This is a genomic window from Chitinophaga sp. OAE865, assembly GCF_040546735.1.
GTDB classification, from domain to species: domain Bacteria; phylum Bacteroidota; class Bacteroidia; order Chitinophagales; family Chitinophagaceae; genus Chitinophaga; species Chitinophaga polysaccharea_A.
In genome coordinates this window covers 6,874,000-6,892,483 of record NZ_JBEPOF010000001.1, presented here as the reverse complement: position 1 = coordinate 6,892,483, position 18,484 = coordinate 6,874,000, and the positions used below count along the sequence as shown (strand labels likewise).

The following is an 18,484-nucleotide window of genomic DNA, read 5'->3' as shown; positions in this document are numbered from 1 at the left end:
TTTTCAGGTGTCTAATGTTAGAGAGACTTATGGATATGAATAACACCCGGTTAAAAGAATTATTGGATAAATACCTGGACGGTACTGCCACTGATAAAGAAATCAGTAAGGTGGACAGCTGGTACAGGTCTTTCGAAAATGATCCGGGCCTCACTTCGCAATTCAGCCCCGAGCAACGCACCGCGCTGGAACAACTGATCTTCCTGCGTATCAGCCGTCAGGTGGAGGATGCTGAACCGCGGATGAAGGTGAGCCATAGGTCTGTTCGCTGGTTGGTAGCCGCTACGATCGCCCTGCTCATCGCTGCAGGAGGTTTTTACCTGGCCCGCGAGCGCAGCGCCCGGCCTCAAATTGCAAAGGCAATGGTAACAGCGCAAACCGGGGGAGACGGCATTAAAAAGATCACCCTGCCGGATGGCAGCCTGGTATGGCTGAATGTAGACAGTAAGGTAAGATATGATGAACATAAAGCCCGGGAGATCTGGCTGGAGGGAGAAGGATATTTTGAAGTAACTTCCCGCCAGAATGATCCTTTCCTGGTGCATGCCGGTAAACTGGAGGTGAATGTGCTTGGTACCAGTTTTAACATCGATGCCTATACGCCGGCGGCAAAAGTAACCGTAACAGTAGCCAGTGGTAAAATAGCCGTAGGCAATAATGGGCATAACACTGCCACGCTTGTTGCCAACCAGCAGGCGGTTTATCTCACTGCAACGGACCAACTGGAAAAGAATGATATCGCAGCAGCAGATGCCAGCGCCTGGACACAGGGGCAGCTGATCTTTAAAAAAGCCCTGTTCCGCGATATCGCCTATAAACTGGAACGCCGGTATAATGTACGTATCCGGTTTGCCAGTGAACAGATTGCCAATTCACTGATCACCGCACGGTTTGATGCCAACGTACCGTTTAAGAACGTGCTGGGCATGCTATGTGAAATTTATGGGTGCAGCTACCGGCAGGAGCCCGGCAGCAACGAATACCTGGTATATAAAAAAGGGACAACCAAATAAATAAAAACGGATGGGGTTAGCCTTAGGGCGTGATAAATTCGGGTTATGAAAGTGAAAACAGCGGAGTGCCTGCACATGGTGCCCGGGTGGTTTACCTGCCTGGTGCTGGTATTGTGCTGCCTGTACCCGTCGCGCATAGCTGCGCAATCCGGCGTAACCGAGGAATTGAAACACACTGTGGTAGATGTGCATGTTACCGGCGAAACGCTCGACAAAGTGTTTGAACAGGTGGAAGCAGCTACTACATTCAGGTTTGTATACAGCCCCTCCGACATCACAAAAAGTGGAAAAGTAACTGTTAATAAAAGAAATATTTCCGTGGACCAGGTGCTGAAACTTCTGCCGGCAGGATTGCAATATGAGTTACGCGGCAGGAACATACTTATCACACGGAAAGAACCGCAGCCTGCAAACCAGGCCTCGATACTGACAGGCAGGGTCACTGATACCAACGGCAACCCCTTGTCCGGTGTATACGTGATGCGGAAAGGAGCGCCGCCCCGTTTGATGACGGATGCGGATGGCACCTTCAGTATCCATGCAGAACAGGGAGATACCCTGCGTTTTGCCCTCCCGGGTTTTGGTGAACAGGAAGTCCCGGTGGAAAGAGTGAACATGTTGTATGTGTCCCTCTCGCCGCGATATTCTTCCCTGAAGGAAGTAGTGGTGATCGGCTACGGTACTTCCAGCAAGGAAAAGCTTACTACCGCCATCGGTACGGTAAGCGGCGATGCCATAAAGGAACGCCCTACTACTATGAACCTGATGCAGGGGCTGGCGGGAAAAGTAGCCGGGGTAAGCGTGATGATGAATTCCGGTAAACCAGGCGGGAATCCCATCGTAAAAATAAGAGGCACCGGTTCTATCAATGCCTACAATGGCCCGCTATACGTGGTGGATGGCATAGTGGGGGCCGATCCGCTGATCATTGATCCCAACATCGTAGCATCGGTGGATGTGCTGAAAGATGCTGCCGCCTCCGCCATTTATGGGGCAAGGGGATCCAACGGGGTGATCGTGATCACCACCAGGAAAGGCACCAAAAGCAGTCCGGGTGTTACATTCCGCAATACAGTGAGCTTTGGTACGCTTGCCCGCAAAGTGAAACTGATGGATGCCGGCCAGGCGCTGGAAATGTTTAAGCGGGAATACGAATACCTGCCCGGCCGCACAGCGCCGCACCTGGATCCGTCATGGCAGTTTGTACGGAAGGAAGAATTGTTTAACGCCGACGGCTCTCCGAAATATAATACCGACTGGCAGGAGGAAGCAAGCCGCCTGGCAGTGTCGCATGAGCATTCCCTGTCGCTGTCGGCCGGAAAGGATGGCTTCTCCGCACTGGTCAATCTTTCTTACAACGATCAGCAGGGCATTCTCATCAACAGCTACTCACGGCAGGTGAACGGGTTTATTAACCTCGGCTGGGATGTATCCCGGTGGCTGCATGTACAGGCGGTGATCAACAGCGGGGCATCAAAACAGAATAATGTAGACATCAATACATTCGGGCTGAATGCAGTACGGCAGATCTATGAGTTCCTGCCTTTTCTCCCGGTGCAATATGCCGACGGTACCTATTCCCGCAAAGGGGATTATCCCGGCGCAGAAGAATCTGAAAACCCGGTGAGATTAATGAGGGAAGTGAAGTCAGTAGCAGGGAAAACATATACCATGGGCAACCTGGTAACAACCATCCGCCTTAACAGCAAACTGCATATTACCGCAGGGTTGAGCGGACAAACCGGCGCTACCTACAACCTGTATTACTCCGGCCGTGATATCCGCGGGTATTCGGATACACAACAGGGCGTGGCTACACGCACAAATGGGAACTCAGGTTCCTGGACTACGGAAGACTATCTGACCTGGAACAACCAGTATGGTAAACATAAGGTAACAGCCGTTGCCGGGGCCAGCTGGTATTATTTCGGGAATATGAGCACCAAGGCGGGAAGCGAAGGTTTCTTTGATGATTTCTTTTCCTATAACAGCCTGCAAACAGGGCTGGTACCGCAACAGCCGGAATCGGGAACAAGTAATACGGCGATGAACTCGTATTATATGCGGTTCAATTACGACTACGACAGCCGTTACCTGTTCGGGTTTTCTTTCCGCGCAGATGGCTCCTCGCGCTTTGGCGCCAATAACGTATACGGCTATTTCCCCAGCTTCTCGGGGGCATGGCGTTTATCTTCAGAACCGTTCCTGCGCGATGTGCACAGCATCAGCGACCTGAAGTTGCGCGGCAGCTATGGCATTGTGGGTAACGCAGATATTGGCGATTATGTAACGCAGGACAAGCTGAAAAGCAGCCAGGTGGCATTCAATGGCCAGGTGGCGCCGGCAGTTACATTGTCCGCGTTGGGCAACAGGAACCTTAAATGGGAAAAAGCCCACCAGCTGAATATAGGATTGGATGTTTCGTTGTTCGACAACCGGCTGCAGTTCACCGCTGATGTATATAACCGCGTAACAAAAGACCTGCTGTACTACCGGCTGATGCCCGCCACCACCGGTTATGAAGGCGTGTTTGACAATATCGGCTCCATCCGGAACAGGGGCCTGGAATTATCGCTGGTCACCAACAATATCCGGCGTAAACAATTCTCATGGAATACCTCGCTGATCTATTCCATGAACCGCTCCCGCGTACTGGAACTGAATGGCGACATCATGTATCCCTGGGCAGGGCGTATCATGGAAGGCCGTCCGCTGAATGAATTTTATGGTTACCGCCGGCTGGGTACCTGGGGAACAGATGAAGCAGCGGAAGCAGCCACCTATGGTAAAAAGCCCGGGGATCTGAAGTACGCAGATCTGAATAATAATAAAGTGAAAGATGCCAACGACCGTACCGTGCTTGGCAACGGCATGCCAGATTTTGAAGCTGGAATGACAAACACATTTACCTATAAAAAATTTTCCCTGCTGGTAGATCTGCAAACGATCTATGGCCATAGCCTGGCAAACTTTACCAGGATGATCATGGAAAACGCTGCGCCCACTACGAATAGTTACAGCAACCTGCTCAACGCATGGACGCCGCAACACCAGGGAGGCATGAACGCAGCACTGCGGCTGCCACAGGACGGGCTTGATAATGAAATGGACAGTTACTATATAGAAAAAGGCACTTTCCTCCGTATACGCAATATTGCACTGGCGTACCGGCTGAAGGAAGACTGGCTCGCACGGTATCATATCAAATCTGCCGTGATCACTGCCAGTGCGGAAAACTATTTCCTGTTCACAAAATATAAAGGGTACGATCCTGAAGCCTCCTCATTCGATGGCGACTTTAACCAGGGAGTGGATCTGTACCAGTATCCGAAAGCAAAAACGCTGTCGTTTACACTGAATGTTACATTCTGAAAAGGAGCTGAAATATGAAACAACTGGTAATGTTGGGGATGATACTACTGGTTTCTTCCTGTAACAAATTCCTGGAAGAAGAGCCCTCCGGTTCTCTCAACCAGTCGCACTACTATAAAACGCCTGAACAGGTGAGCGCTGCGGTGAACGGTACATACGACGGCCTTGCCACGCCCTTTGTGATCAACATAGGCGTAGCAGTAAGCCCTGTGTATTCGCTGGAATATATCACCGGGTACAGCCGCAGGCCAAGGCCATCAGGGTTTGAAGATGACCAGTTCCTGCGGTTAGACCGGCTCGATAACGCCAACTCAAGATTGCAGGGATGGTGGAATGCCACCTATTATCCCGTGGAGAATTGCAACAGCGTGATCGAAAACGTAAGCATCACTTCGGTGGTTGATGAAATAACCAAACAACGTTATCTCGGCGAAGCGTATTTCCTGCGGGCATGGTATTATTTCCAGGCAGTACGGCTTTTTGGCGATATCCCCCTGAAACTTACCACTACCAAAGATATCAATGATGTAAGGATACGCCGTTCTCCTAAAGAAGCAGTGTACGAACAGATCGTGAAAGACCTGAAAGCAGCGGAAAACGCAGGGCTTCCGTGGATAGACCAGAGCGGGCATGTAAGCCTTGGGGCAGTGAAATCACTGCTGGCAAAGGTATACATTACCATGGCCGGCTACCCGTTGCAGAAAGGGAAGCCTTATTACCAGCTTGCCTACGATAAGGCGATGGAAGTGGTAGACAGCCACCAGTTTTCCCTGTTTGAACAATACAGCGACCTGCGTAACCCGGTAGTGCAGAATACGAGGGAGCATATCTTCATGCTGCAGCGCCACCCCACCGTGGCGGTGAGCAACATTCACTGGGCATACCTGCCATATCCCAGTCAGCCCATTTCCATACAGTCGGCCTACGGCGGGGCAATGGCGCCCACTGCTGCATTTTATAATTCATTCACAGCTAACGATGAACGTAAACAGGAGCAGGCTTTTTTCTATACCAAACATACGCGTTACGGTAATCCGGCAGAAACAGTTTTCTTCCCCGATCCTTATGTTTTTAAGTTCTGGGATGATGAAGCAGAGAAGACCGGCCGCTCCGGCGCTAATTTCCCGCTTATACGTTATGCAGATATATTGCTGCTGTGCGCAGAAGCCAAAAGCGTTGTTGACGGCGGTACTACATCAGATGCTACTGCGATCGATGCATTTTATGCGGTACACCACCGGGCATTTCCTGCGGAGCCTAAACCAACTACATTAACAACAGATGATATTCTGAAGGAAAGATACTGGGAACTTTGTTTTGAATTCCAGACATGGTACGATATGCTGCGTACCCGCAAAGCCTTTGATGTGGCGCGTGGCAGCATGACAAGCCTGGTTGGGTACAAAGCCCCGAATCACCTGCGGAGTTTCGAAGAAACAGATTTTCAATTTCCATTACCATTAGCTGAAGTTCAGAAAAACCCGGACTTGGCCCTTTAACAACAGCATGAAACTGAAGAATATTTGCCTGGCGGCTTTACTCACCGCTGCGGCACAGACATCTTTTGCCCAGGAGCATTACTTTATTGATGGCTATCACGGTGGCGTTTACGGGCACTACCCCCATGGGTATACGCAATTTGTAACCAGCCAGCTGAAGGCAAACCCTTACTGGAAAATTAACCTGGAAATAGAGCCTGAAACCTGGGACAGGGTAAGGACGGAAGAACCGGAAGCATATGCCGGCTTCAAACACTTGTTTGCCGACCAATCGGCCGGCGGCCGCATTGAATATGTAAATCCTGCCTATGGCCAGAGCTATTTGTACACCGGCTCGGGTGAAAGCATGATACGGCAGTTCAGCTATGGTATACAAAAACTGAAAGAACATTTCCCCGGCGCCGTATTCACTACCTATTCAAGTGAAGAGCCCTGCTTTACCAGCGCCCTGCCGCAGGTGCTGCGCTCATTCGGGTTTAAATACGCTTCCCTGAAAAACCCCAATACCTGCTGGGGTGGCTACACCCGCGCCTTTGGCGGTGAACTGGTACAATGGCAGGGCCCTGATGGGAGCCAGCTGCTCACCGTGCCCCGCTACAGTTCAGAGGCTCTGCTGCCTAATTCCACCTGGCAAACCACTGCCTGGAATAACGGCAGGGAATATATAAGTTCTGCCCGCGCTGCGGGTATTGCACACCCCGTAGGCATGTGCCTGCAGGACGCCGGCTGGCGCAACGGTCCCTGGCTGAAACAACACGCGAAATATGAAACCTGGAGGAATTATATCGGCAACATCGCTAACCACAGTAATGTACCGGTATGGAAAGTAAGCCAGGAAGATATACAGGTAAGCCTGGTATGGGGCGCACAGGTATTACAACGTATTGCGCAGCAGGTGAGAGCCGCAGAAAATAAACTGGTAAACGCAGAAAAGTATGCGGCCATCGCCACGCTCTGTGATAATACTGCCTGGCCCCGGCAACAACTGGATACTGCCTGGAAAACACTGCTGCTGGCCCAGCACCACGATTGCTGGATTGTTCCCTACAATGGCCGCGAAGGTGATACATGGATCGATAAAGTACAGCATTGGACAGATAATACCCTCTTCGTAAGCAATAACATCTTACAACAAAACAACCGCGAAACAACATACATCCGTGTATTGAACACTACCGCACAGCCCCGCAGTGAATGGGTGCAGTTGCCGGAAGGCCGGCAATGGGAAGTGACCAACAGTAAGGGCAAGCCGGTGGAAACACAGCAGGGGCGAATTAAAGTAACGGTGCCCCCGATGGGGTTCAGCGTTTATAAGCTGCAGCCGGCAACGGGAAAAAACAGCCAGCCGGTACGCGAAGAAGATCATCTTCTTCAAATAGAAACAGATCTCTACCACGCAGAAATAGATCCTGCAAGGGGTGGCGTTATCACCAGCCTGGTAGTGAAAGCCACCGGCAAGGAAATGGTAGACAAAAGGAACAGCCGCGGATTCAATGAACTGAGAGGATATTTTTATAATGAAAACACATGGCGCACCAGTATGGACACCGCTGCCGCTGTGCGTATCACGGAACACAATAAGGCATGTACATCTGTAGAGATCGATGGTTTTATTGCCGGGCATCCTTTTACACAACAGGTAATATTCACCAACGGCCAGCGAAGAATTGATATGAAAGTAAAAATAGACTGGAAAGGCAATCCAGGTATAGGTGCATATTCACAGGCAGATAATTACAGTGCAGAAGCATATCAGAAAGCATTTTATAACGACAGTTGTAAACTGCAGGTATTGTTCCCGCTGCATCTTACAACCCAACAGCTAAGTAAAGACGCGCCTTTTGATGTGACCAACAGCCGCCTGGAAAGCACTTTTTTCAGCAGCTGGGACAGTATCAGGAATAATGTGATCCTGCATTGGGTGGATGTAACCGATGGTAACAATGGCCTGGCCTTGCTCACCGATCATACTTCCAGCTATGTGCACGGGAAGGATTACCCGCTGGGCCTTACCCTGCAATACGCCGGCCGGGCGCTCTGGGGCCGTAATTACGATATTACCGGGCCTACGGAAGTAAGCTATGCCATTGTGCCTCATAAAGGCAACTGGGAAACCGGCGGCATCAGCAACGAGGAAACAGGCTGGTGCGAACCGTTGCAGGTATTGCCGGCAAAAGGGGGCAGGGATTTTTCATTACTTGCTTTGCAGAATAAGCACTGGCAGGTATCTGCCCTGCTCATGGATGGGAAGGATCTGCTGATCAGGTTGTATAACCCTGGTGGGAACAACAGCGAAAGTTTGCTCACCTTCAACGGCGCTGCCACAGCAGCTGTGATGGAACAACTGAATGGGGATGCAGGAAAAATACTGCCACAAAGAAAAGCCTCCGGTAAAACAATTATCCGCCTGGGCATACCACGTTTTGGTATCCGCACCATCCGCCTGAAAAATGTATCTGTAAATTATTAAACTACTATATGAAAAAGCTATTGTATTCCTTTGGGTTAAGTGTTGCTGCCGTGTTTGCACAGGCGCAGGTAAAACCCTTTCAGCAAAACGATCGCGTGGTGTTTGTAGGTAACAGTATTACCGAAGCAGGCGCCTATGTTTCTTACATCTATCTCTACTATATGACCCATTTCCCGGGTAGAAAAATGGTGATCATGAATGGTGGGATCGGGGGAGATAAAGCATCAGATATTTACCGCCGCCTTGAATATGATGTACTGGCTAAAAAGCCGAGTGTGCTGGTGCTTACTTTTGGAATGAATGACACCGGTTATTTTGAGTTCAATAACAGCGATGCGGCTAAAACCGCCGCGGAGCGGATCGCAGCTTCCCGCCGCAGTTACGGGCAGATAGAACAACGGCTTTTGAAATTACCGGCCATACAAAAAGTACTGATGTCTTCGTCGCCGTATGACGAGACTTCTAAGTTCAACGGGAATATTTTTCCCGGTAAACATAAAGCCATGCTGGAAATCGTGAAATTCCAGGAAGAGGCGGCACGGAAAAATAACTGGGCCTTTACAGATCTTTTCCGTCCTATGACTGCCATTAATGAACAGCTGCAACAGAAGGATTCCACTTTTACCATGATAGGTTCCGACCGCATACATCCGGGTAATGCAGGCCACCTGGTAATGGCCTCCCTTTTCCTGAAAAGCCAGGGCCTGAGCGGTAAACCGGTGGCGGAAGTACATATCAACGCAGCTAATGGTAAATTACAACAGGTGGTGAATTGCAATATCAGCCAGCTGAATGCCTCTGCCGGTAAAGTGAGCTTTGGTTACCTGGCTGCTTCATTGCCTTTTCCAATTGATACGGTGGCCCGCATCTGGGGCAACAACCAGAAACAATCCGATGCGTTGAACTGGATCCCTTTCACAGAAGATTTTAACAGGGAAATATTACAGGTAGATGGATTATCTTCCGGGGATTATACTTTACTGATAGATGGTCATGCTGTTGGTAAATGGTCCGCCGGCGCATTTGCACAGGGCATCAACCTGGCTACCGTTCCCGAAACGCCGCAGTATAAACAGGCGCTGTCTGTGATGCAGCTCAACCTTCGCCGTGCAGAGGTGGAAAGCCGGTTCCGCAGCTACTATTGGGTGCAGAGCAACTTCTTTGATAAAAAGCATTTACTATTGCAGGATAATGCCGCTGCACTGGATAGCGCCCGCGCCTATACGAAATCAGACTGGGCATTGCGGCATCACGAAGAAATTTACGAAACCGCCATGTATAAGGAACTGCGTGCTGTATGGCAGCAGGAAATTGATACGATCATTCACCTGATCTACACCATCAATAAACCGGCCCTCCATAAAATTGAGATCGTTAAATTGTAAAGATGAAAACTGCTTCTATATTTTTTTCAGCCCTTTTATTTGCCGCTGTCAGCGGCCAGGCACAGGGCCCGGCTGCATATGTGAATCCCTTTATAGGTGCCAGCACCAGTGAAGGCGCAGCAGGTATTTATCACGGTCTTGGTAAAACTTTTCCCGGGGCCGCCACGCCTTTTGGCATGGTGCAGCTCAGCCCCAATACCATTACCGGCGGTGATAATGGCTCAGGATATAGTTATGAGCATACTACCATAGAAGGGTTTGCCTTTACGCAGATGAGCGGCATAGGCTGGTTTGGCGACCTGGGTAATTTCCTCGTGATGCCCGCCACCGGTCCGTTGCAAACGGCTGCAGGCAGCCGGCAACATCCGGAAGAAGGCTACCGTTCCCCTTATTCCAAACAAACGGAAAAAGCCAGCGCGGGGTATTACAGCGTTAAGTTAACGGAACACAATATTACCGGGGAAATGACTGCCGCTCCACATAGCGGTATCATGCGCTTTACCTTTCCAGCTAATGGGCAGTCGCGCATTCAAATTGACCTGGCCCGCAGGGTAGGAGGTACTTCCACCTGGCAGGAGATAAAAGTGATCAACGACAGTACCATTGCCGGCTACATGCAGTGCACACCGGAAGGTGGCGGCTGGGGCAATGGCGATGGAAAAGCCAATTACACCGTTTACTTCTATGCACAATTCAGTAAACCGCTTTCAAAATATGGTACCTGGAGCGCCGATATCCCCGACGGATGGTCGCGCAAACGCGAAGATGTTGAAAGCGCCCGCTACCAGCAACAAATCGCAAAGGCCGCTGTAACGCCTGGTACGAAAGAAAAAGCAGGTAAACATCTTGGCTTCTACACAGAGTTTTCCACCACGGAACAGGAAGCCGTACTGATGAAAGCAGGTATTTCTTTCGTAAGTATTGAAGGCGCAAAAAGTAACCTGGAAACGGAAATAAAAGACTGGAATTTTGACAGGGTAAAGCAACAGGCGTTTGATTCATGGAACAAAGCCCTGGGGAAAATGATGATCACCGGTGGTACGGAAGAGGAAAAGAAAGTGTTTTATACAGCGCTGTATCATACCATGATCGACCCACGTAATTTTTCTGATGTGGATGGAAAATATATTGGGGGAGATGGGAAAGCACATGCCGTTAAAAACTTCAGCAAACGTACCATCTTCAGTGGCTGGGATGTATTCCGCAGCCAGATGCCGTTGCAAACCATCATTAATCCGCGTGTGGTGAACGACATGCTAAATTCGCTGGTAACGCTGGCAGATGAAACCGGCAACCACTACCTGGAGCGCTGGGAATTCCTGAATGCTTACAGCGGCTGCATGATTGGCAACCCTGCTGTATCTGTAATGGCCGATGCCTGGGCGAAGGGAATACGGGGATTTGATATCAATAAAGGATATGCCTTCGCCAAAAATTCCGTGGAGAAATTTGGCAATGGCAGCAAGGGATATTCCGCTGGCGGGTTAAGCGTATCGCTCACATTGGAATATGCTTACTTCGACTGGTGCCTGGGCAAACTTGCCGGCTCACTTGGTAAGAAAAACGATGAGAAAATATACCTGGCCCGTGGCGCCAATTACAGGAATGTATTTGATACCGCAAAAGGCTGGTTCCGTCCCCGCAACGATGATGGCAGCTGGCAACCCTGGCCGGAAGATGGCCGCATGAGGCAGGGTTATGGCACTATTGAAAGCAGCCCCTATCAGCAAGGCTGGTTTGTACCGCAGGATGTACCGGGTATGGTAGCCCTCATGGGCGGAAAGAAAAAAGTATTGTCCGACCTGGAGTTGTTTTTTGAGAAAGTACCGGAAAATATGATGTGGAACGATTATTATAATCACGCCAATGAGCCGGTGCATCATGTGCCTTTCCTGTTCAACCGCCTGGGCGCGCCCTGGCTTACCCAGCGATGGACCCGTGAAATCTGCGCCCGCGCTTATCATAATTCCGTAGAAGGACTGGTAGGAAATGAAGATGTAGGGCAGATGTCCGCCTGGTATGTACTGGCCGCCAGCGGATTACATCCCCTGTGCCCCGGAAGTCCCCGGTATGAGATCACCAGCCCCGTGTTCAACAGCATTACCATCTCTCTTGATCCTGCTTACGCAAAAGGTAAACAGTTTGTGATCAGCACCCGTAATAATTCACCTGTTAACCGTTATATCCAGCGAGCCTGGTTAAACGGGAGACCATACCCTCACTGCTATATTGATCATGCTGATATTATCGCCGGTGGAACCCTGGTACTGGAAATGGGTAGCCAGCCCGCGGAGAATTGGGGAATTAAATAAAAAAATTATTGGAAGGATGGCGGTACCGCTTTTCTAAGGTGTCATTACCATAGGGACTACAGTAACCAATCAGAAAATATCCCGCGTCGCCCCTGCTGCAGAAGACTGCTTCTGCAGACAGGGGATGGCATGCCACGTATGTAAATTTTATCACCAAAGCCGGATGCAAACACGTATTAACGTTATGAAAATGAAATTCGCATTCACTGCTCCTGTATGCCTATGCATAGGAATATTTACCCTGGTTTCCTGTGGTAAAAAGAACTTCCTGGACCAGACGGAAACAACTAACCTGGACGAGCAAACGGTATTTTCCGACAGTGCCCGTACAGTTGCTTTCCTTACCAACATTTACATCGACATTGGCTTCGCGGAAAGCGCCACCCGTTTTGGTAACGGAGGCCTCGACGCGTCCTGCGATGAAGCCGAACCGCAAAAGTCTGCTACAGTCACCACCTCTGTCCAGTTTGCCACGGGCACCGTTAATCCTTCCATCATCAGCGCTGATGCCTGGAATACGCCCTATACCAATATCCGCCGGGTGAACCAGCTGCTGAAGCACCTGCCCGGCTCGCCCATCCCGCCGCATATCCGTACCGTGATGAGCGCGGAAGCCCGCTTCCTGAGGGCCTGGTATTATGCCGACCTATTAAAGCACTATGGCGGTATTCCACTGATAGGCGACTCAGTATATAAGGTGGAAGATAAGATCCCTGCCGTGCGCAATTCCTATAAGGAATGCGTAGACTATATCGTATCAGAGTGTGATGCCGCTGCTGCAGCATTGCCGTTGGTAAGGATCAGGGAAGACTATGGCCGGGCCAGCGGAGGCGCTGCTATGGCCCTGAAGGCAAGAGTGCTGCTGTACGCCGCCAGCCCGCTCTTCAACGGCGGTGGTATTAATAAGGCCGATGCCGCCACCTGCTATCCCGACAATGTACCGGAACGCTGGAAACTGGCTGCTGATGCCGCTGCCGCGGTGATGAACACGGCTGCCTATTCCCTGAACGAAGACAATAGCACTGCTCCCGGTTATGGTTTCTATAAAGTATTTACCCTGAGGGTCAATACAGAATATATCCTCGCTAAAATGCAGGGTGGTAACCGTGAACTGGAATCGGCCTGGCAACCTCCATCACGGAACGGCGCCCAGGGCGGTTTCCCATACCAGGACTTTGTAGACGCCTTCGGGATGGCAAATGGTAAAGCCATTACGGACCCGTCGTCCGGTTATGATCCGGCCAACCCATACAGCAACCGTGATCCCCGTTTGGCTTACTCCGTGATCCGTGATCAAACGCCGCTGATACAGAACACCGGGCTGAAAGAACCCGTGAATATTTTCCTTGGACCTGATGGCAAGGGCGTGAGCCAGGATGCCGTACACGCGGGAACGCCTACCGGTTATTATACCAACAAAATGCTTGATGAAAATATTGCTGCCAACTTTATACATGGTTCGCAACGCTGCTTCCCGCTGATGCGCTACGCAGAGGTATTGTTGAACTACGCCGAAGCACAGAACGAATACGCCGGCCCGGTTGCCGAAGTGTATAACGCAGTGGCACTGGTGCGTAAACGTGCAGGGTTGTCGCCTTACGAACTTCCGGCAGGACTTACAAAAGAACAGATGCGGGAAGCCATTCACGCGGAAAGAAGAGTGGAGCTGGCTTTTGAAGGTCACCGCTTCTGGGATGTGAGAAGATGGAAAATAGCCGCACAAACGGAAAATAAACAAATGACGGGCATGGAAGTAAGACGCAATGGCGCTAATGTAACCTATACCATCTTTCCTGTACGCAAACATAATTTCCGCGACGCCATGTACCTGTGGGCCATCCCGCAGGGTGAAACAGCCAAATCTCCCGAGCTAAAACAAAATCCTTCCTGGTAAAAAGTACAAACATGAAATCAAGATTCCTGGTATGTTTACTGATGCCGATACTGGTACTCATCATCAACTCCTGCCACCGCAATGAAATAATGGTGCCTGAACCGGTAAAAGATATAGCCGGCGAGTGGCGTATTGTTAAGGCAGTCCGCAACGGTGTGGATATCACCAGCCTCACCGATTTCACCAAGTTCAGGATCCGCTTCACCACCGATCTGCAATACACCATCGAGAATCCACTGCCCTTTGTGGTCAGCAAAAATGGCAGCTATTCACTGGATGATCCAAAATATCCATTCCGGATCAGCTTCAGCCAAACAGGTAACAGCACACCGGTAAGCACTACATTTTCCTACCCGGTGGTAAACGGGAAACGGAATATGAGCTTTTCGTTCAGCCCCGGTTGCACCGCCAATACCTACCTCTACACTCTTGAAAGATTAAATCCCTGATCCAACACAATGCAACGCGTTATGAAAAAATATACTTACGGTATCGTCCTGTTCCTGCTCCTGCTGGCCGGTTGCGTATTCCTTGATGGTGTGGACCAGCCCTCCTCTGCGAAGGCAGACCAGGAAATGACCATCACCATGCATAACCGCATCGATGTAGCGGATGGCGGACGCTCCGGCGTACGGCTGATCGTCGGTTTCCTCGCGCCTAAAAGCTGGGCAGCCACCGCTAATTCAAAAATTACTTTTACCACTCATTCATATGGCAACGGTAAAATGGTGCCCGTGCCCTCAACGGTTACCGTTAACGGGAAAACATGGCCTGCCGCACTGAAAGACCGGTTCGGTATGGGCGGCAACTACATGACAGACGACCTGGAATGGGTAGTGTTCTGGACAGAACAGTCCTATAACGTACCACAGGGCGTAAAAGATAATATCGATGTAACGATGGTGATCAAACCCGGCCCGGAAAATATGCAGTTTAAAACCGGTTACTTCCTGGGCACCAGCAGCGACGGGCTTAGCGATGTATTCGGTTCCAATAACGTATATAAGTGCCAGTTCAAAGACTGCTTCTCCATTACAGATGGCCAGGGCGATCTCATCGATTTCTGTAACCCGCAGATAGCGGCAGTAACGCCAGGTTCTGCTACGGACAACGATTTCCTCACTGTGAGCTTTGACCCTGATGTGGTGCAAACCGCCCTTAATGGTGCAGGTAATATTTACCTGTGCGCAAAAGGCTATACCAGCAACGGGCAGGTGCTTGAAGTATGCACACAAACAGACGGTACCAAACTGATACCATACACCGGTAAAAAATCCGCCATCACCTTTTGGCCCCGTGCATACTTCAACCTGCAGGAAGGACAAACACTGGAGAAGATCGAATACTTCTTTACAGATGCCACCGGCACCGTAAAGGTAGGATTTGGCAACACCACTGCTCCTTTCGTGTATACATTCAAATGTCAATAACCTCCGTTCCATAAAACTGATACAATGGCTCACAGCTACATCAAAAAATATATCCCAGCCTTTGCCTGTTTTGTACTTGCTCTTTGCGGGAACGCGCAGGCCCAGCAAACCGGCGCCATCTCCGGCAGGTTGATAGATAATTATGGCCAGCCGCTCGCAGGGGTTGCCATCTTCATAAAAAATACCGGCGACAGTACCAGCACCAATGCCAATGGCGTATTTACCATACGCGCTGCACGGAATACCACACTGGTTTTCCGGCGTCCCGGCTACAGGGAAATAGAACAGAAGGTGCAGGATACTACGCTTACCCTGCGTATGGATGAACTGTTTATCCCCCTGCCGCAACGTATACCCGTGCTTTACGGGGAAGCATCTCCGAAAAGCTCAGTAGGCTCTATCGCTACGGTATATACAAATCAGCTCTCCACTACTCCCGCTACGTTGTATGCCTATGCGTTGCCTGGCCGTTTGGCGGGCCTGTACACGCAGCAGGTAAGCGGGTTCCGGAACCCGGGTACTGCCAATAATTTCGATGTGGATATCTTCATCGGGAACATTCCAAAGCCCGGCGCATCGGAACCAAGCGATAATACAGAAATGAATTTATCATTGCGCGGGCAGGTACCGGTTACTATTGTAGACGGCATACAACGCGACCTCTTTTCTATAGACCCTGAAAATATAGAATCCATTTCCGTACTGAAAGATGGGCTATCTACCATCATGCTGGGGCAGCGCAGTTCCCGCGGCGTATTACTGGTAACCACCAAACGCGCCCGTGCCGGTAAGCCACGCGTTTCTTTCACCGCGCAAACAGGTATCCAGCAGTCGCTCGCACTGCCAAAGCCGTTGCCCTCCTGGCAATACGCTTACCTGCTGAACGAAGCCCTGCAAAACGATGGAAAGGAACCTCTATATAAAGAAGCCGATTTTATCGCTTTCCGCGATCACTCAAAGCCATATACCCACCCGGATGTAAACTGGTACGACGCTGTCCTGCGCGATAACGCGCCCATGTCGCGCTACAACCTGAACATCAATGGAGGCAGCAATACCGCACGCTATTCCGTATCGCTGAACTATACCGGCCAGCAGGGTATTTTTAATACTTCTTCTGCCAATAATTATAACACCAACGCCGGACTGAAACGTTACCTTATCAATACGGATGTGAATATTGATGTGAGCAGGAACTTCAATGTAGGCATGCAGCTCTTTGGCCGCCTCCAGGAGGGAACACAACCCGGTGCTGGTATTGGTAATGTATTGGGCGGATTGCTGTCCACACCTAATGGCGCTTATCCTATTTACAATCCCAACGGCAGCTGGGGCGGCACCAATAACCTCACGACCAACCTCCTGTCGCAAACATTTAACAGCGGCTATATCCAGGACAATAGTAAAGATGTAATGGCCAACGTGGACCTGCGCTATAACCTGGGCGACTGGCTGCCGGGGCTTTCTGTAAAAGGCAAGGGCAACCTGTCTATTCAATCGGCCAATGCAATAGACCGCAGTAAAAGGGACCTGGTATACAAGGTGTCCATCGACCAGGAAGATACGCTGTATGCAAAGTACGGCGATGCCATGGCACAACAGAATAATTTCATCTCTGTTTTTAATGCACAGTATTTTTTCGGTCAGGTATCACTGAACTACGAGCGGCAGTTTGGCCGTCATGGTGTGAACGCCATAGTGCTGGCAGATACCAGGCAAACTATATTTAACTATGACCTCCCGGGCAAGTCCACCAATCTCTCCGGTAAAGTGGCATATAACTATGCAGATAAATATTTCATAGAAGGCGCTGTTAACCGGAGTGGATTTAACCGATACCTGCCCGGCAAACAGTATGGTACTTTCTTCGCCGGTGGCATCGGGTGGGATCTTGCACAGGAAAGCTTTCTCAAAGAAAACAGCAGCTGGCTGAACCAGTTGAAACTGAGAGCCACCTATGCACATACCGGTAATGGGATCGATAACTCCGGCTATTATCTCTGGCGCCAGGATTTTAGCGAAGATAATGGCATAGGAGGTGGTATATACTCGCAGGGAACGGCCCGTTCCCCGGCTTCCGGCTTTAAGGAAAACGGTTTGGCCAATGTGAATATCTCCTGGGAAACTGCCCGCAAAATGGATGTGGGAATAGATGTTTCCCTGTTTGGTAACAAGCTGCAGGTAACAGGTGATTATTATCACGATCGTTACGGGGATCTTTTGCAGATACGTGGAAAAAGCATCGCACTTTCCGGCGCCGCTTACCCGCCTGAAAATATAGGTGTTAACCTGTACCAGGGCGGAGAGCTTACTGTTACTTACCAGGGCAGGGTGAAAGACTTCAATTACTTCATCACCGCCAACGGCAGTATAGAAGGCACCAAAGTGGTGTTTATGGATGAACAACGCCGTGATTATGAATGGAACAAAAGAACAGGACAACCGGTAGGTATGCGCTTCGGCTACATTGCGGACGGATTTTTCCAGTCGGCCGAAGAAGCCGCAGGCAGCGCCACCATTGCCGGCTACAAACCGTTGCCCGGCGATATACGCTACAAAGACCTGAATGGCGACGGCACCATTAACCAGTTTGATGAAGCGCCTATTGGTACATATAAACCACGCATCTATTATGGTGTTAACATTGGATTTTCCTGGAAAGGAATAGAAGCAAGCGCATTACTACAAGGTGTGGCCAACAGGGTTAATTATATAGATAACGGCGCTACCGAAGCAGGGTTCCAGTTTATGAATTTTACTTACGGTCAGGCTTATGAGCAGATCACCGGCCGCTGGACGCCTGAATCGGCTGCTACGGCCACGTATCCGCGCTTAACTGCTGATGCCAACAATACCTATAACAAGGTGGCATCTTCTTTTTGGATACGTAACGGCAATTACTTCCGGCTGAAGAATATAAACGTGGCGTATAATCTTCCTTACAGGTGGACAAGCCGTGTGAAGCTGGGCAGCGTAAAGGTGTTTGCAAATGGACAGAACCTGTTTACACATGCAGCATATGATTTTGTTGATCCCGAAGTAGGCGTAGGAGCATATCCTATCCAGCGGGTATTGAACACCGGTATCAACATAAAATTCTAAACAAAGC

10 protein-coding genes are annotated in these 18,484 nt (G+C 50.1%); all 10 read left to right on the top strand.

The features are described from left to right. The first annotated feature begins 14 nt into the window (after positions 1 to 14). The 10 genes from ABIE50_RS27540 to ABIE50_RS27495 all read left to right on the top strand — a co-directional run bounded on the left by ABIE50_RS27540 (position 15) and on the right by ABIE50_RS27495 (position 18,477). Positions 15 to 1,013, top strand: coding sequence for a FecR family protein (locus ABIE50_RS27540; RefSeq protein WP_354028201.1), 999 nt, complete (start codon positions 15 to 17; stop codon positions 1,011 to 1,013). Between the two features lie 45 nt (positions 1,014 to 1,058). Next, complete coding sequence (locus ABIE50_RS27535; RefSeq protein ID WP_209866181.1) at positions 1,059 to 4,385, top strand: TonB-dependent receptor; 3,327 nt, start codon at positions 1,059 to 1,061, stop codon at positions 4,383 to 4,385. Positions 4,386 to 4,399: 14 nt separating this feature from the next. Beyond that, positions 4,400 to 5,884, top strand: a complete 1,485-nt coding sequence (locus tag ABIE50_RS27530) for a RagB/SusD family nutrient uptake outer membrane protein (RefSeq protein WP_209866178.1) — start codon at positions 4,400 to 4,402, stop codon at positions 5,882 to 5,884. A 7-nt stretch (positions 5,885 to 5,891) separates the two neighbouring features. Next, entirely contained in the window at positions 5,892 to 8,354 is a 2,463-nt protein-coding gene (locus ABIE50_RS27525) for a glycoside hydrolase family 38 C-terminal domain-containing protein (protein WP_209866175.1), read from the top strand. An 8-nt stretch (positions 8,355 to 8,362) separates the two neighbouring features. Beyond that, positions 8,363 to 9,739 carry an SGNH/GDSL hydrolase family protein gene (locus ABIE50_RS27520; RefSeq protein ID WP_209866172.1) on the top strand — a complete coding sequence of 459 codons (1,377 nt, stop codon included), beginning with the start codon at positions 8,363 to 8,365 and terminating at the stop codon, positions 9,737 to 9,739. A gap of 2 nt (positions 9,740 to 9,741) precedes the next feature. Further along, positions 9,742 to 12,051: a GH92 family glycosyl hydrolase gene (locus tag ABIE50_RS27515; protein ID WP_209866169.1), complete on the top strand. Its 2,310-nt coding sequence runs from the start codon at positions 9,742 to 9,744 to the stop codon at positions 12,049 to 12,051. 184 nt (positions 12,052 to 12,235) lie between these two features. Beyond that, positions 12,236 to 13,945 carry a RagB/SusD family nutrient uptake outer membrane protein gene (locus ABIE50_RS27510; RefSeq protein WP_354028200.1) on the top strand — a complete coding sequence of 570 codons (1,710 nt, stop codon included), beginning with the start codon at positions 12,236 to 12,238 and terminating at the stop codon, positions 13,943 to 13,945. A gap of 11 nt (positions 13,946 to 13,956) precedes the next feature. Next, positions 13,957 to 14,394 (top strand): DUF5004 domain-containing protein, encoded by a 438-nt coding sequence (locus tag ABIE50_RS27505; RefSeq protein ID WP_209866166.1) that lies wholly within the window; start codon positions 13,957 to 13,959, stop codon positions 14,392 to 14,394. Positions 14,395 to 14,415: 21 nt separating this feature from the next. Further along, positions 14,416 to 15,375, top strand: a complete 960-nt coding sequence (locus ABIE50_RS27500) for a DUF4961 domain-containing protein (RefSeq protein ID WP_209866163.1) — start codon at positions 14,416 to 14,418, stop codon at positions 15,373 to 15,375. Between the two features lie 24 nt (positions 15,376 to 15,399). Then, complete coding sequence (locus tag ABIE50_RS27495; protein WP_209866160.1) at positions 15,400 to 18,477, top strand: SusC/RagA family TonB-linked outer membrane protein; 3,078 nt, start codon at positions 15,400 to 15,402, stop codon at positions 18,475 to 18,477. Positions 18,478 to 18,484: the final 7 nt, after the last annotated feature.

Excerpts from the sequence above, each read along its gene's own strand:
- ABIE50_RS27540 (WP_354028201.1), top strand. The coding sequence starts at position 15 with ATGTTAGAGAGACTTATGGATATGAATAACACCCGGTTAAAAGAATTA.
- ABIE50_RS27535 (WP_209866181.1), top strand. The coding sequence starts at position 1,059 with ATGAAAGTGAAAACAGCGGAGTGCCTGCACATGGTGCCCGGGTGGTTT.
- ABIE50_RS27530 (WP_209866178.1), top strand. The coding sequence starts at position 4,400 with ATGAAACAACTGGTAATGTTGGGGATGATACTACTGGTTTCTTCCTGT.
- ABIE50_RS27525 (WP_209866175.1), top strand. The coding sequence starts at position 5,892 with ATGAAACTGAAGAATATTTGCCTGGCGGCTTTACTCACCGCTGCGGCA.
- ABIE50_RS27520 (WP_209866172.1), top strand. The coding sequence starts at position 8,363 with ATGAAAAAGCTATTGTATTCCTTTGGGTTAAGTGTTGCTGCCGTGTTT.
- ABIE50_RS27515 (WP_209866169.1), top strand. The coding sequence starts at position 9,742 with ATGAAAACTGCTTCTATATTTTTTTCAGCCCTTTTATTTGCCGCTGTC.
- ABIE50_RS27510 (WP_354028200.1), top strand. The coding sequence starts at position 12,236 with ATGAAAATGAAATTCGCATTCACTGCTCCTGTATGCCTATGCATAGGA.
- ABIE50_RS27505 (WP_209866166.1), top strand. The coding sequence starts at position 13,957 with ATGAAATCAAGATTCCTGGTATGTTTACTGATGCCGATACTGGTACTC.
- ABIE50_RS27500 (WP_209866163.1), top strand. The coding sequence starts at position 14,416 with ATGAAAAAATATACTTACGGTATCGTCCTGTTCCTGCTCCTGCTGGCC.
- ABIE50_RS27495 (WP_209866160.1), top strand. The coding sequence starts at position 15,400 with ATGGCTCACAGCTACATCAAAAAATATATCCCAGCCTTTGCCTGTTTT.